Raw genomic sequence first — 15,426 nt, forward strand, 5'->3', positions numbered from 1 at the left:
GGCGGTTCCTTCGGTCAGTTGCTTGCGGTGGCGTCGGCGGGGGTGTCGGGGAGTTCTGGTACGTCGATGTCGGGCTGTTGTGCGCGGGTGGTTGCCGCGGCGGCGAAGATGTGGTTGCGCTGGTCGGCGTAGCCGTTGAACCAGTTGCACTGGTCGGCGAGTCCGAGGGTCATGGGCATCGGGTTGAGGCGTCCGCACAGGTCGCCGCGTTGTTTGGCGTAGGCGACGGCACTGGCTGGGCGGTTGCGGGTGCGGAGTTTCTTGAGGTGTGCCTGCGAGCCGCGGATCAGTTCGGGCATCACGCGTGCGGGGCTGCAGGAGGCGGCCGAGAGGTAGCGGTCGGCGAGGGTCGTGTTGAGGTTCTTGTTGTCGAGTTTGGTGGCGGAGTACTGGAGGGATTCGAGGACTGCGAACAGGCGGCCGGCGATGTAGGCCAGGTTGTCGTTGGTGTCGTCGAGCGCCACGTGGTTCTCCCTGTCGGTGTGGAATGTGCGTGCGAGCAGGAGTTTGAGCAGTGCGTGTCGCTGAGGGTCGAGGTGTTGATCGGTGCGGAGTCTGCGAACGAGGTGCTGCGCGAGGCTGCGCGGTGGCGCGGTCTTGTGCAGTGCGGCGGTCAGCAGTTCACGCTGTGCCCAGAGTGGGCGGTCGGCCGCCGGTTCTCCCAGAGGCAGGTAGTTCTTGGTCTTCCGGCTCCATCGTCCGCAGGCCAGCACGAGCCGGTGCAGGGAGAATCGGTGGATCTGGCCGGTCCAGGGGTTGATCACGCTCTGGTCGGCGAACCACTGACGGACCGCCCGTTTCGCGGCGGGAAGTGGCACGTCGATCCAGTCGCGCAGGATCAGGCGCGTCTTGTTCGCCGACACGGCCGCGGCGCAGAACACGCTGGTGTTGACTCGGCCCGGCGGGCGCCCGGTTTTGGGGCTGTCCATGACGGTTCCGGCGAGTTTGACGAGCTGGTGGTCGCTGGGCGAGCCGTCTGCCGTTGGTGGGTCGGTGAGCAGTGCGTCGATGGCCGCGTCGTCGGGGTTGAACACGAGCGTGATCGGAGCGACGGTGCCCGGTGTGGCGTTGAGCAGCCACCACGTCAGGGCGGTGTCGCCGATGCGGCGGGTGTGGTCGCGGTCGCGCAGGAGGTGGTCGAGTGCGGCGACACTTGATTCGGCGCAGGCCATGCAGATGGGTGAGTGGATGAGTTGTGTGAGCAGCTCGAACCCCATTGATTGCCTGTTGATGCTGGCCGGGGTGACCGGGTTCGGCTTGGGCTGGTTCTTGCTGCGGTTGTCCGGGTCGACACCGATCGCGGGGATCAGGCCGGCGGTGATCTGCTGCGGGAACGTGTCGATCAGCAGGTCTTGCTGGCCGCAGACGAGGCACAGGCTGTGCGTGCCGCTGCTTTTGCGTTGCACGGCGACCCCCGTCCAGTGCTGCCGGGCCTGGGGCGAGAGGTGTACGAAGCCGCCCTTGTATCGGAAGGCGATGGTGTCGGAGGCGGCGTACTTGTGGGGGCGCGGCAGTTGTTGTGGGCCGCCGTTGCGCAGGAAGCGCTGGAGCGCTTTCGCGCCGCGGTCGGTGGGATGTGCCTGGGCCCATTGATCGGCCAAGGCGGTGAAGTCGTCGTGGCAGCGGTGAGCCCAGGCGAGGTCCTTGGCTGAGGCGTTCTGGTCGGCCCAGCCCAGGGCATACTTCAGATCGTCGCAGCCGAGGAACGGCTGCGGTTTCATACCTGAGCGTTGCAGATTCGGCACTACCTCCCTGCGTCCCTTGCTTCGTGCCGGCTCGTTGGGCACCGCGAGGTCGACGAGCTCACCCACCGCGGTGCCGTCCGCGCGCAGCTCCAGCATCCAGCGGACGTTCCTGCGCGCGTAGAACATCGGCGGCATGTCGTCGCGGGTCTGGGCGAACTCACGCAGACGTGTCATCAACATTGCTCACCAGCCACCACTCGGCCGGAGTCGCCGGTCGCGTGCTCGTCACGGCTGGGGTCGTGGATGCCCTCAGGCGGGACCTCAAGAACGCCGCCGCGCAGCCAGGCCGTGAACCACGTGGACCGCGCGGGACGCACGCTGTGGTCCACGTCGAGCAGCATGATCCCGAGGTACTCGTTGTGCGGAAACGGTGAGATGGCGCTGTCGGGCGGTCCGAAGTCGGACGCGGAGAACTCCCGGCTGCCCAGACAGGGGTAGGTGAAACAGGCGCCGCGGTTGATGCGTCGATGCGCTTGCGCCACGTACTTCGAGACCGGGTCGGTCGCGTGCGGCCGCAGCTCGATGTCGGCGTGGATGCGGTAGGCGACGTCCCGCAGACCGAGGGTGAAACGCTGGTCGCGGTCGACGGCGGCGTCGTAGCGGAACCGTTCGCGTTGCTTGATGATCGTCGACAGCGCGGGCACCGAGCAGACTTCGTTGCGGCGGATCCGGAACCACCGGATCGGCTTGAGCAACTCGATCCTGCGCACGAGATAGGTGAACTCCGGCTTCCAGTACACCGCCTCCAGCGCGCCACGCGCGGCGCTGGGAGTGATCATCGGATAGCTGATGCGTTCGGCCTTGGCTTCCGGCCGGGTGAAGCACGCAAGATCACCGGCGATGTCCAGCACGATGGGCGCGTCGGTGGTCACGGGCTTGCGGGTCGGTTTCACGTCTCCTCCGAGTCGAGGTCGATGCCGTAGGTCGAGTCGTAATGGCCGGTCCAGACGTGCAGGTCTCCGATGAGCGGGACCGCACGGCTGTCGCGCTGGGCTCGGCCGCGGGGGATGGTGGCGAGGAACGGCTGCAGGTGGCGCAGCTCGTCGGGCCGCGGCGTGAGACCACGGCGAATGGCCGACAGGACTCGGTCGGCTCGCTTGCGCAACTTCTGGTCGTCGGTGGGTGTGTAGTCGACGACGACGGGCACGGTGTTGTCGTCGATCATCCGGAACAGGTCGGCGACCCGCCGACAGTCCCACTCGGCACGGGCATCGACCACGGCTTGCCCGCGGTCGATCGGGCTGAGTGAGGAGTACACGGAAGCGGAGTAGGCCGCGAACTCGTCGAGGTCGTCGAGCTCGGCCTGCCCCTTGGCGGGCCCGAAGTGCTTGCGGGTCTCGTGTACCGGAATCGCGTAGGTGGGCGGGCTGCCGGTCTCGACGGGGTCGAACACCACAACCAAGCCGCCCGCGTGACCGAGACAACCCTCGCGGTTGCAGCGGCCGGCCGCCTGCAACAACGACTCCGCCGGCGCCATCGCCCGATACACCGCGGGGAAGTCCAAGTCGACGCCGGCCTCGATCAGCTGCGTGGACACCACCAGCACCCGGCCGTCGCCCGACAACAGCTCCCGGATCTTGTCGATGGTGTCCAGGCGGTGGCGAGAGCACATCCTGGTCGACAGATGCCGCACCTGCGCGTCTTCGCGGCCGCTCCACTCCCCCGCGATCACCCGCGCATGAGCGGTGGTATTCACGACGACAAGCGCCTTGGGATGTGTGGCGGCCTCGGCAGCCACCTCCGCGAGCGTGGGCTTCGGCCTGGTCCACCAGCGGTACCGCACCCGTTTCAACGTCGCATACAGCCGCGCGGTGTCGGAGATGATCGGCCGCGGTTTGACGCCGTCGACCACCGGCAGGTGCCAGAACTCGGGTTGTGTCGCCGAGGACAACACGACGGTGACCCCGAAGTGGTCCACCAGTTGCCGAAGCACCAGCAGCACCGGCTCCAGCACGTGAACCGGGATCGCCTGCACCTCGTCCAGAACGATCACCGACCGCGCAAGCCGGTGCAGCTTGCGCATCCGCGACGGCGTCCGGGCGTGCAGCGACTCGAACAGCTGCACCGTGGTCGTGATGATGAACTCGGCATCCCAGTTCTCCGCCGCCAACCGACGCCACCTGCTACCGCGGCCGCCCTCCACGTTCACCGCGGTGTGGTGCTCCAGCACCACCCGCCCAGTGCCCCCGGAGTCCAGAAAATCCCTGTACACCTGGGCATTCTGGTCAGTCACCGACAAGAACGGCACCGCCACCACCACACGCCGCATCTCGAATCGAGCCGCGTGGTGCAGCGCGAACCCGCCGACCGCGATCGTCTTGCCGGCACCGGTCGGAGCAGCCAGACGGAAGAAACCAGGCGGCAGCCCGGCAGCGGCGACACAGTCCCGATACACCTGCGCACGCATCTCACCGACATCCGACGACGGGCGCGCACCGAACCTCTTCATGCGCTTGTGCTCGAAGCGGCGCAGCAACTCCGCCATCCCCAGCCTCGGTGAGACGAAGACACCGGAAGCACCACGAAAGTGCGCCTGCGTGTCCAGGAAGTCAGCATCCACCAACGCCGAGAACAGCATCCGCAGCAGCATCTCCTGCGCGAGCCGATCCGTCCGCGCCCAGTCCGGCCACGGCGGAACCTTCGGGTCTCGCAGCTCCGGAATCACCGCCGACAACCGGGACACGGCCTGCTGCTCAGCAGACAGGTCACGGTCTGGACTGGTCAGAAACCCATGCAGAGATGCCGGGCTCTCCAGTCCACCGTGGTGTCCATGAACAGCCATCGCCAGCCGTCCCAACCCGAGCCGCGTCACAGCCAAGCGCGTCCCCGCAGCCTTATGATCAACCCCGATGCGGCCACCACCAACGCCCAACAACACGAGGAGCCGCTGCCAGCACTCGGCGGCCTTGCCCACGTCGTGCAGCAGGCCCAGCCACCACGCCAAAGGCGCAGCGCCGAACGCCCCCGCGAACTCCGCGGCAAGAACCGCAACCGCCCTCAAATGATCAACAAGACCGTGCCGTACCCCATCCTCGTTCTCGCTGTGCGCCCACAGACACTCCGCCGCAACCTCGTCAGACAACACGCCCGTAGACGTACACCCGAGCACCGACAAAAAATGGACCTAAACCAAGCGATCGCTGGTCAGAACCAGGCACGTTCACACGAACGAGTGACATGCGAACTGCTCTCGGCAAGCACCTCACCGTCAGCTCGTCAGCGATTCCACCCGAGCGCACACAGCAGCACACTTGCTCGGCTCGGCACCGCCCATCCTGGGATGTCCGTCGTCTCTTGGGGCAGCGGTTGCGATTCTCAATGAGCGCCGACGCCCGACGTTGCTCATGGACCGGGCGCTGCGAAGGGGCCGACAACCAGCTTATTACTGGTGTCGTTGTTGCGATTCTTGCTGGACACGAATACCCAGCGTTGCTATCGCAACGGTTCAGCAACATCCACGGCGTCCGCGGTATTGCGATCCTCGCTAAGCGCGGCCGCCCAGCGCTGCGAAAAGCCGACCGTCCAACGCGACGGCGACCTTGTTGCGATCCTCGCTGGGCGCGGACGCCCGGCGCTGCGCGATCCCAGGGCTGCGGGCGCGCGCGTCCTCCTCATTGCCATCCTCGCTGAGCGCGAACGCCCAGCACTGCCCACTCGTCGTCGGCGCAGCCCCACGCGTTGCGTTGTTGCGATCCTCGCTGAGCGCGGACGCCCAGCGCTGCCTGCGGCACAGACGGAGCTGCGGTGGCCAGGATGTTGCGATCCTCGCTGGGCACGGACGCCCAGCGCTGCTGCCGGTGTGCCTCGGCCTCGATGTTCCAGCGGTTGTTGCGATCCTTCGCCGGACGCGGACGCCCAGCGCTACCTCTGGCCGCAGATAAGTAGCGCACCGTCGACAGAGCTCGAACTCTATCAACGACCTGATCTGCACCTGAGAACAGCCGCCGTGGTTGTTGTCAGCGGGGGTTAGGAGCGTTCTCACGCGGCACTGCGCCAAGTGCTGTCGAGGTCTATAGGCACGTCGATGACGGCCTTGTCCCAGCGATCCTGCAGGCGTTGCAGCAGGCGCGCCTCGACGGCGGCTGCAACGTGGGAGTAGGTCTCCTGGACCTTGTCGGGCATGACGTGGCCGAGGCGGAGTGCCTGGGCGATCTCGGGTATGCCGTCGTCGATCATCCAGGTTTTGTGGCTGTGGCGGGTGCCGTGGAAGGTCAGGCCTGGTTTGACCGGGTGCAGTCGGAGGCTGGGGTTGACGATGTGGTGGTTGCCGTCGGCGGCGGGGCGCTGGGCGCGGCGGGCGAAGTTGCTGCGCCGCAGGAGCCCGCCGTCGGGGCCGACGAAGACTGCTCCGTCGACCTCACGCCTCCACAGTCGCCGGGAGCTCGCAAGTTTCGTGACCAAGTGCGCGAGTACCAGCGTCGTGTGGTTGATCTCCATCATATAGGCGACCTCAAGCGGGTACGGCAAGCGATCTTGTGGACGATCCCATTCAGGCCGACCTTGTTCCACCAGCAGACCGGTGCAGCACCTGGCCAGCCACACGGCGTTCGTAACGATCTTCGGATGATGGCGCTCGCTTACCCCCATGCCAACAGACGACTCCAGAGCCGGAGCTGCCTCAACTGTGTCTGCAACTGATGGAGTTGCTCCTCATGCTTCGGCCACACCGGCATCCTGGAACGCAGCAGCGCATTCACCCGACCGATGCGGGGCAGTGTCCACATCGCGACGAGCCACCTGGACAACTCACGCAGCACGTCGAGCTTCTTCGCCGCCCATGCCGCCCAGGCCGCGCCCAGCAACATCAGGAACGACACACAAGCATGCGATCGCACTACATCACGTCGCCGCGGCGGCAGGTCAGCGAGTTGTCCCTCAAAGTCTGCGATCCACGCACGAGCCTCATCAAAGGGCAGCAAGGGGGCGATCAGGAGAAGCCAGGCCGTTTCGCGCGGCTGCACCGAAAGCGACCGGAGAACAAGGCAGTAGCGCAACGCGTAGAGTACGGCGGCCACGCTGACCGCAGCGCCCGTTCCGATGAGAACATGCGCAGGGTCGTCCCCGCCTTCGGCCAGCACCGCTTGGAGCGCCACTGCTCTGTCATAGCCGCCATCGTTGATGGGCAGCCAGACGGTGTTCACTCCGCATTCTCACCCTCGGCAAGCCACGAAGGAATGAACCGCGGACAGTATTCGACCGATACCCACCACCCGTAGACCGTCGCGCGGTGCAGCTGACGGCCCGAGCGTCCGAGATTGGACGTCTCGACCACGTCCCAGCGTGTTGTGACCTGATTCAGCCGGCGTAGGCGCACAAGCACCGGGTACAACTGCGCAGGACTAAGGGCTGCTGCTTCTGCAAGTGCAGCGGTATCGAACTCAAGGTCGGGTCGTGCTGTCAGGGCTCGCAGCACGCGACCGGCGTGACGTCGCCGTCGCCAGAACATGGCGGGACAGTACCGTGACCTGGGTTTCTTGTTCTCTACATAGGGGTGCGGCTCACCCCAAAGAGATCAGCTAACGCTTGCGCCCTCACTCATCCGGCCCACGATCCGCAGTATCGCAACGCCGGCAGTGATCCTTCATCGGCGATGATACCCCGTTCGAGTGAAGCCATAAACGCAGATCGACTAGTCATTCAGTGACGATAAAGCCGTTTAATTACCAATTTGATGACATAAACAACTTGTCACTCTTCGAGATGAAAAAAGCATGAGCAATGCGATGCCCGCTGCGTATGGACGCCCGCCGCTTCTGTCCGACGTGCAGCACGAGCACTCCTCCTCGTCCTGGTTGGGATCCTCGCTGAGCACGAAAGCCCAGCGCTGCACCACCAACCCGGACGCGCCCACGCACTGATTGATGTTGCGATCCTCGCTGAGCGCGAACGCCCAGCGCTGCCGCCGCCACAACGCCGGGCGCGCCGCGCTGTCGCTGCTTTTGCGATCCTCGCTGAGCGCGAACGCCCAGCGCTGCGAACTCGTCCTCGACGCCGTCGCTGTTGACGGGGTAGTTGCGATCCTCGCTGAGCGCGAACGCCCAGCGCTGCTGTTGGGGCGCTCCTTGGTCTTGCGCCCGAACGTGGTGTTGCGATCCTCGCTGAGCGCGAACTGCTGTTGGGGCGCTCCTTGGTCTTGCGCCCGAACGTGGTGTTGCGATCCTCGCTGAGCGCGAACGCCCAGCGCTGCCCAACGGCAGCTGCGTTGCCGTTGCTTTCGCCGTGTTGCGATCCTCGCTGAGCGAACGCCCAGCGCTGCCTGGGAGATCGCCTGCCGGCTCCGGGACCTCGACCTCGTTGCGATCCTCGCTGGGCGCGGACGCCCAGCGCTGCGTGAGCGGGTGCAGGCCTGGCTGAACAAGCAGTGGTTGCGATCCTCGCTGAGCGCGAACGCCCAGCGCTGCCCTGCCCGAACAGGCAAAACCATCCTACGAGCATCTTCGTTGATCGCCATATCGTCGTTGCGGACACAACACGCCGCCACCACGCTTCGGAACCTCACGGCGTGTCACACCACGCCTACGGTTCCCAACCACAACTGCGGCACGCCAACTGCATCCAGAGCATCGTCGCGCCAAACAACCACAGAAGCAGCGAGATCGACAACACCGCAGCGCCACGACTGAGCCAGCACTCCTGCCGAGGCTAACAAGTAGACAGGAACAAGCACGTGCACAGCTCACATCTGCGCAGCGTCACGCCGAAGTCGACACCCGCTCAACCTGCCCCACAGGACCCGACACACCGCACCGGCGTGACCACCGCGGTCGCCCACAAACAGACAGCATCCGCGCGAAACGCGTTCAACAAGGGGACAGCGCAGACGGAACGCCAGCACGTCTGCAGGCAATCGAAAGTCCCAGGGACATTCGCCCGACCGGGCGACCGATCCTGGAGCGACTACCTGACCCCATTTCGCCAGATGCGGGATCGTGCTCCAGTTCCGCTCCACGCAGGACCACGACCGTCCACTTGGGACGAAGAACAAAGATCGCCCGCCGACCCAGAAACCGCAGGTCAGCGGGCGATCTTTGTACCACTTTCAATTGTGGAGCTGAGGGGACTCGAACCCCTGACCCTCACACTGCCAGTGTGATGCGCTACCAGCTGCGCCACAGCCCCTTGAAGGTCCACGTTCCCGGTAGGTTTCCCTGCCGTTCTCGTGTGCCAATACCGTACATCACCCCCGCCACAAGATAAAAATCGGGGTCCCCCACCCCCCATCGTCCCAGGTAGACGCCACGTTCACCCCGCCTCAACGACCAAATCCCGCAGGACACGAGCCACCACAAGATCGAGTGACTCGGACCACACACCCCCGGAAAAGCACAACGCCCGGCCCCCACCAACGAGGGGCCGGGCGTCGGAACGGGTCACTTCAGCAGGTCGGCCAGCCAGTTGTCGTTGCCCGCCATGTCGACGCGGGTGCCGTTGTGCGCCACGGTCGGGGTGCCGAAGCCGCCGTTGTTCTTCAGGGCGTCGTTCGCGCTCGTCTTCGCCATCAGGTCGGCGAGCTGGGGCTTGTAGGTGTCGTTCTGCACGCACGTCTCGTAGGCCGCGTCGGTGATGCCGAGGTCCTTGCCGAGTTTGATCAGCTGGTCCTTGGTGTAGCCGGGGCCGCCTTCTTGCGGCTGCTTGGCGTACAGGGCGGCGTGGAACTCGTTGAACTTGCCGGCGTCGGCGGCGCAGAGGCCGGCGTTCGCGGAGAGCGAGGAGTAGCCGGTCGGCTTCGAGAGGCGGTCCAGCATCGGGAGGATGTTGTAGCGGATCTTGAGTTTGCCGTCCTCGACCGCGCTCTTGAGGTCCTTGCCGTAGATCTCCTCGAACTGGCCGCAGGCCGGGCAGAGGAAGTCCTCGTAGACGTCGATGGTCACCTTGGCGGTGTCCTTGCCGACGACCACGACGTTGTTGTCCCTGGCCGACGGGGCCGAGATGATCTTCGCGGCGGGGGCGGCGGGAATGGCGCCGTCCGTCGTCGAGCCGCTCGACTGCTGTTGGAAGATCACGTAACCGATCACGGCCACGGCCAGGACTGCTACCACCGCGATGCCGGCGATGACCTTGGTCCGGTCCCCGCCCTTACGGGCCTGGGTCACCGCACGCGCGGCCTGCTTTCGTTTCCGCGCACTGCGCTCTGCTCCACCCACGGCGCCGAGGGTAGCGATTCAGGCTGAAAAGAACCTGAGTACGGCGTCACGCTTCCGGGTGGCGTGGTTTGCCGCCGACGCGTTCGCCGGTCGGGACCTCGGCGGTCTCGTCGAGGCGGCCGCACTCGGGTGCCACGGCGGCGGCGGTGTGTTCCTCCTCGTGGGTGGGGAGGGTTTCGGGGGCGATCACCCAGAAGAAGACCGACAGCAGCAGGGCCGCGCCGGTGACGGCGAAGGAGGCTTCGAAGCCCAGCGTGTCGGCGAGGACGCCTGCGGAGATCGGGCCGATGATGGCGCCCAGGTCGGTCACCATCTGGAAGCCGGCGAGCACGGGGCCGCCGCGGCCGCGGGCGCCCATCACGTCGGCGACCACGGCGTTCTGCGGCGGGTTCAGCAGGCCCGCGCCCATGCCCGCGATCAGCGAGGCGGCCATGAAGTCCCACGTGCCGGTGGTGAAGCCCATCCAGATCGTGGTGACGCCGCTGACGACGAGGCCGGCGATCGCGACCGGTTTGCGGCCGCGGGTGTCGGCGATCCGGCCGGAGAAGAAGAGCATCGAGGCGTTGCCGGCGGCGAACACCGACATCGAGATGCCGGCGATGGCGGGGGTCTGTTCCAGTGCCTCGATCACGAACACCGGCACCAGCGAGATCCGCACGCCGAACACGGCCCAGCCGTTGGCGAACCCGGAGGCCAGGGCGGCGTGGTAGGCACGGTGGCGCATCGCGTCCATGAACGGCATGTGGTCGGTGCCGTTCGCCCTGTCCAGTGCCGCCAGCTCCGAACGCCGCAGGAAGAACCAGACGACGAACGCCGCGACGCACAGCAACGCGCCGTAGGACACGAACGGCACCCACAGCCCGAGTGGCACGAGGCCGGCGCCGACGATCGGGCCCGCGACGTTGCCGACGAGGAAGCCGGCCGCCCACATGCCGGAGGCCCGGCCGCGCATCGGCGCGGGGGTGATGCGGATCAGCAACGCGAGCGCGGCGACGGTGAACATCGTCGACCCCACGCCCGCGAGCGCCCGCCAGCCGAGCATCTCGAAGTAGCTGCCGGAGAACCCGGCCATGGTCGTGCCGGCCGCGACGATCAGGATGCCGACGATGTAGACGTGCGGCTCGCCGAACCTGTTCACGAGCAGTCCGCTCAGCGGCGCGAACGCCAGCCGGACCAGCGCGAACACGCTGATCAGGACCGCGATGGCGGTGTGCCCGACGCCGAAGGTCGCCGCGAACACCGGCAGCACCGGCGCCACGATCCCGAACCCGATGGCGATGATGAAGCTCGCCGCGACCAGTACCCACACCTCAACCGGCAAGCGCTCGCGCACCGAAAGCCTCCCTTAGCCCTGCTAAGGATATGTCACGCGGCAACTAAATGTTCAGTCGAGCAGCTCATCCACTCTGCGTACGTACGCAGTCACGGGGTAGGCGGCGACGAACCCGCACGCCTCGGCGAACCGCTCCCCCGGACCCTCGTCCACCTGCGACGCGACCAGCGCCGCGCCCGCCGACCGCAGTGCCGCGACCGCGGACACCACCAGCGAGAGCCCCAGGCCACGGCGTCGTCGCGCCGGTCGCACCACGCACTGCTCGACCAGGCCGACGCCCCGTTCGGCGAACCCGGACACGAAACCGCCGACCCGGTCGCCGTCGTCCACGACCAGCAGCAGGCACCGCGGGTCGTCCAGCCGGTGCCCGAGCCACTTCTGCAACCGCGCCCGGTTGCCGACCAGCTCGTCGGACAGCAGCTCCACGATGCCCGGCAGGTCGGCGTCCTCCGCCCGCCGCACGCCCTCCGCGACCACGGCACGCCCGCGGTGCACGACGGTCAGCAGCTCCTCGACGGCGTACCAGCCGGAGTCGTCGGCGATGCCCTCGATCTCGTCCACGGTCGTCGGCGAGGCGTAGACCACGGCCTCGGCCCGCCCCACGTCGGCGAACGTCTGCTCCAGCCGCAGCAGCGTCGAGGCGACCTCCACCGACGACCCGTCGAGCGCGCAGCCGAAGTTGCCGCTGGGCAACGGGTTCTCCCGGTTGATCACGACGGCCGCGCTGCCGACTCGGCCGATCTTGCCGTACCTGACCGCGCCGGACGCCAGCCGCGCGCCTTCCACGAGGATCGCGAGCGAGCGCGACTGGTACGGGTCGAGCAGCTCCGGGTCGTCCGGGTCGCGCAACGGGTCAACCAACGCGGCGGTCCTTCCACCTCGCGCCGGGTCGCAGCGCGCAGTCCAGCAGGAACACCCCGATCGTCGCCCACGACAGCGGTGCCAGCACGGCGGAGACCTCCGGCTGGCCGACGCGCTTGACGAACGCCCGGTGCGGTGCGGCCTGCGCGCACCACGCCAGCCACGACCACGGCGAGCGCCACCGCAGGACCGGGACCAGCCCGTACACGAGGTGCAGCAGCCCGGCGGCGAACAGCAGCGGGCGGGCCCGCGCGCCGAACATGTCCCGGAACGCGGGCTGGATGCTCTTGCGCAACGACCGCCAGGTGTCACCGAACGTGTCAAGGCCCGAGGTCGTCAGCAGCATCGAGGCGTCCACGAACCGCACGAACCCGCCGGAGTCCCTGACCAGGGTCGCGAGCCCGACGTCGTCGGCGTGGTCGCCGGCCAGCGCCTCCCAGCCACCGGCCTTCTCGAACGCGGCCCGCCGCACGAGGACGCAGTGCCCGACCGCGAGCGCCGTCGGTCCCTTGCCGTCCGGCGGCGAGCCCTCGAACACCAGCGAGTTGAACGCGGGCAGCAGGAACCACCAGGCCGGCCCGGTGCCGCGCGCCGACGACGAGATCAGGTCCGCGCCCAGCTCCGAGGCCGTGGCCACGAGCCGTCCGACCAGGTCGGGCGAGCAGGTGATGTCAGCGTCCACGAACAGCAGCCAGTCCTCGTCGCGCACGGCCTGCACACCGAGGTGCATCGCGTGCACCTTCCCCGCCCACCCCTGCGGCGGACCGGGCGACGCGATGACCTCGGCGCCGTGCGCGAGCGCCACCTTGGCCGTCGAATCCGCGGAAGCGTCGTCCACCACGACCACGCGCACGCCCGGCTGGCCGACCAGACCGGTCAGCAACGACGGCAGGGTGGCTTCTTCGTCACGTGCCGGCACCACGGCCAGCACGGACCCTGTCTTCGACGACTCCGACACCATCGGCACGTGCTTCCACTGCGCGACGGTGCGCGCGGACCGCAGTGTGGACAGCACCCCGGACACCACACCCAACAGGACCATGCGTCCACCCTGACACACTCAGGTACGTGCACCTGCCCGATCTCCCGGTGAAGTCCGTCCTGCCCGAGCTCCTGCGCACCCTGGAGCACCACGGGTCGGCGGTTCTCGTCGCGCCGCCTGGCACCGGCAAGACCACGCTGGTCCCGCTGGCGCTGCCCGGCAAGGTCGTGGTCGCCGAGCCACGCCGGATCGCCGCCCGCGCCGCCGCCGCGCGCATGGCGAGCCTGCTGGGCGAACCGGTCGGCCACACCGTCGGCTACTCGGTGCGCGGCGACCGCAAGACCAGCCGGCACACCCGCATCGAGGTCGTGACCAGCGGTCTGCTCGTCCGCCGCCTGCAGCACGACCAGGAGCTCACCGGCGTCGGCACCGTCCTGCTCGACGAGTGCCACGAACGCCACCTCGACGCCGACCTGCTGCTCGCGCTCCTGCTGGACGCCAAAGCGGGCCTGCGGCCTGACCTCAGGCTGCTCGCGACGTCCGCGACCGTTGCCGCCCAACGACTCGCCGACCTGCTCGGCGACGCACCGGTCCTGCACACCGAGGCCCGCACGTTCGACACGACGATCACGTACGTGCCGCCGGCGCGCAACGAGCACATCGAGAACACCGTCGCGCGGGCCATCAACCGGGCGTTGTCCGAAGTGGACGGTGACGTGCTCGCGTTCCTGCCCGGCGTGCGCGAGATCAACCGCACGGCCCGCCTGCTGAACGCCGACACGGTGGTGCTGCACGGCCAGCTCAAGGCAGCCGTGCAGGACGCCGCCCTCCAGCCCGGTCCGCGCCAGCGGGTCGTGCTCGCCACCAGCATCGCCGAGTCCAGCCTGACCGTGCCCGGCGTGCGGGCGGTCGTCGACGCCGGGCTGGCCCGCGTCCCGCGCGTCGACCACCGCCGCGGGCTCGCCGGCCTCGCGACGATCCGCGTGTCCCAGGCCGTCGCCGACCAGCGCGCCGGTCGCGCCGGACGTGAGGCGCCCGGCCGCGTCTACCGCTGCTGGCCCGAACACGAGCACTCGACGCTTCCCCGCTACCCCGAACCGGAGATCCGCACCGCCGACCTGACCCGGCTCGCGCTCGAGCTCGCCGTGTGGGGCACCCCGGACGGTTCCGGCCTGAACTGGTGGGACGCCCCGCCGGAGGGCGCGCTCAAGGCGGCCCAGGAGACGTTGACCGCGATCGGCGCGCTCGAACCGGACCGCCGCGACCGCATCGCGAGCGTCGGCCTGCACCCGCGCCTGGGCCGCGCGCTGATCGACGGCAGCGCACTCGCGGGCAACCGGACGGCCGCCGAGGTCGTGGCGTTGCTCGACGACAGCACCCACCCCGCCACGACCGACCTGGCCACCGCTCTGAAGTCCCCCGGCAAGTGGCGCCAGGAGGCCAAGAAACTCGAAAAGCTCGGCACGAACCCGCAGGGCAACGGTGACCCGGCCCTGGTCGTCGCCCTCGCCTACCCGGAGCGGCTGGCGAAGCGCAGGTCCAAGAACAGCACCGTCTACCTGATGGCCAACGGCACGGCCGTCGAGCACGACAACTCGCACTCCCAGTGGCTCGCGGTCGCGATCGCCGACCGCGAACCGGGCAGCAAGCACGGCCGCATCCGCCTCGCCGCGCCCGCCGACGAAGAGCTCGCCGTCACGGCCGCCGCCGCACTCGTGCACACGGTCGACGACATCCGCTGGGACCGTGACGTCGTCGCGAACAGCGTCCGCAAGCTCGGCGCGATCACCCTGGACGAACGCCCGCTCAACGACCTGGCCAAGTCGCAGCAGGCACTGCGCATGGGCCTGGAGGCCGAGGGGCTGGGCTTGCTCAAGTGGACCGACGCCGCCAAGCGCCTGCGCGAACGGATGGCGTTCCTGCACCGGACCCGCGACTGGCCCGCCGTGGACGACGAGAGCCTGATCCGCTCGCTCGACCTGGGCAAGGCGAAGAAGCGCTCCGACCTGGCCAAGATCGACACCGCGCAGGTGCTGCGGAACCTGCTGCCGTGGCCGGAGGCGGCCGAGTTCGACCAGCTCGCCCCGGAACGCATCGGCCAGGGCAAGGTCGACTACACCCAGGACGTCCCCGCGCTGCACGTGCGCATCCAGGACGCGATGAAGTGGGCCGACACGCCGAAGATCGCGGGCGTGCCGGTGGTGGTGCACCTGCTCTCCCCCGCGGGCCGGCCCACGGCCGTGACGAGCGACCTCAGGTCGTTCTGGCGCAACGGCTACCTGCGGGTCCGCAGCGAGCTGAAGGGCCGCTACCCCAAGCACCACTGGCCGGAACGCCCCTACGACAAGAGCAGGTGAGGGG

The 15,426-nt window shown here is 68.0% G+C and carries 10 protein-coding genes and 1 tRNA gene; 1 reads left to right on the forward strand and 10 read right to left on the reverse strand.

Annotated features, from left to right (window positions below; all coding sequences use genetic code 11):
- Positions 1 to 14: 14 nt before the first annotated feature.
- The 10 genes from cas8c to ADL03_RS25290 all read right to left on the reverse strand — a co-directional run bounded on the left by cas8c (position 15) and on the right by ADL03_RS25290 (position 13,125).
- Positions 15 to 1,925, reverse strand: a complete 1,911-nt coding sequence (cas8c, locus tag ADL03_RS25245) for a type I-C CRISPR-associated protein Cas8c/Csd1 (RefSeq protein WP_082373454.1) — start codon at positions 1,923 to 1,925, stop codon at positions 15 to 17.
- The gene (cas5c, locus tag ADL03_RS25250) at positions 1,919 to 2,638 is read right to left on the reverse strand and encodes a type I-C CRISPR-associated protein Cas5c (protein WP_063798699.1); all 720 of its coding nucleotides are present in this window, start codon (positions 2,636 to 2,638) and stop codon (positions 1,919 to 1,921) included. The genes cas8c and cas5c overlap by 7 nt, the downstream gene beginning before the upstream one ends.
- Positions 2,635 to 4,830 (reverse strand): CRISPR-associated endonuclease Cas3'', encoded by a 2,196-nt coding sequence (locus ADL03_RS25255; protein ID WP_197288633.1) that lies wholly within the window; start codon positions 4,828 to 4,830, stop codon positions 2,635 to 2,637. The genes cas5c and ADL03_RS25255 overlap by 4 nt, the downstream gene beginning before the upstream one ends.
- A gap of 893 nt (positions 4,831 to 5,723) precedes the next feature.
- Positions 5,724 to 6,332, reverse strand: a complete 609-nt coding sequence (locus tag ADL03_RS48705; RefSeq protein ID WP_197288634.1) for a hypothetical protein — start codon at positions 6,330 to 6,332, stop codon at positions 5,724 to 5,726.
- Positions 6,323 to 6,886, reverse strand: coding sequence for a hypothetical protein (locus ADL03_RS25265; RefSeq protein ID WP_053736016.1), 564 nt, complete (start codon positions 6,884 to 6,886; stop codon positions 6,323 to 6,325). The genes ADL03_RS48705 and ADL03_RS25265 overlap by 10 nt, the downstream gene beginning before the upstream one ends.
- 1,905 nt (positions 6,887 to 8,791) lie before the next feature.
- Positions 8,792 to 8,864: transfer RNA gene (locus ADL03_RS25270), tRNA-Ala, on the reverse strand.
- A 251-nt stretch (positions 8,865 to 9,115) separates the two neighbouring features.
- Complete coding sequence (locus tag ADL03_RS25275; RefSeq protein WP_053736017.1) at positions 9,116 to 9,889, reverse strand: thioredoxin domain-containing protein; 774 nt, start codon at positions 9,887 to 9,889, stop codon at positions 9,116 to 9,118.
- 46 nt (positions 9,890 to 9,935) lie between these two features.
- Positions 9,936 to 11,222 (reverse strand): MFS transporter, encoded by a 1,287-nt coding sequence (locus ADL03_RS25280; RefSeq protein ID WP_053736018.1) that lies wholly within the window; start codon positions 11,220 to 11,222, stop codon positions 9,936 to 9,938.
- Between the two features lie 51 nt (positions 11,223 to 11,273).
- The gene (locus ADL03_RS25285) at positions 11,274 to 12,083 is read right to left on the reverse strand and encodes a GNAT family N-acetyltransferase (protein ID WP_053736019.1); all 810 of its coding nucleotides are present in this window, start codon (positions 12,081 to 12,083) and stop codon (positions 11,274 to 11,276) included.
- Positions 12,076 to 13,125, reverse strand: coding sequence for a glycosyltransferase family 2 protein (locus ADL03_RS25290; protein ID WP_053736020.1), 1,050 nt, complete (start codon positions 13,123 to 13,125; stop codon positions 12,076 to 12,078). Before ADL03_RS25290 ends, ADL03_RS25285 begins: the two co-directional genes overlap by 8 nt.
- Before the next feature lie 26 nt (positions 13,126 to 13,151).
- Between ADL03_RS25290 and hrpB the strand changes: the two genes are divergently transcribed.
- Positions 13,152 to 15,422, forward strand: coding sequence for an ATP-dependent helicase HrpB (gene hrpB, locus ADL03_RS25295; protein WP_053736021.1), 2,271 nt, complete (start codon positions 13,152 to 13,154; stop codon positions 15,420 to 15,422).
- The last annotated feature ends 4 nt before the right edge of the window (positions 15,423 to 15,426 follow it).

Origin of the sequence: Nocardia sp. NRRL S-836, from assembly GCF_001279525.1 — a bacterium.
Taxonomy (GTDB): Bacteria; Actinomycetota; Actinomycetes; order Mycobacteriales; family Pseudonocardiaceae; genus Lentzea.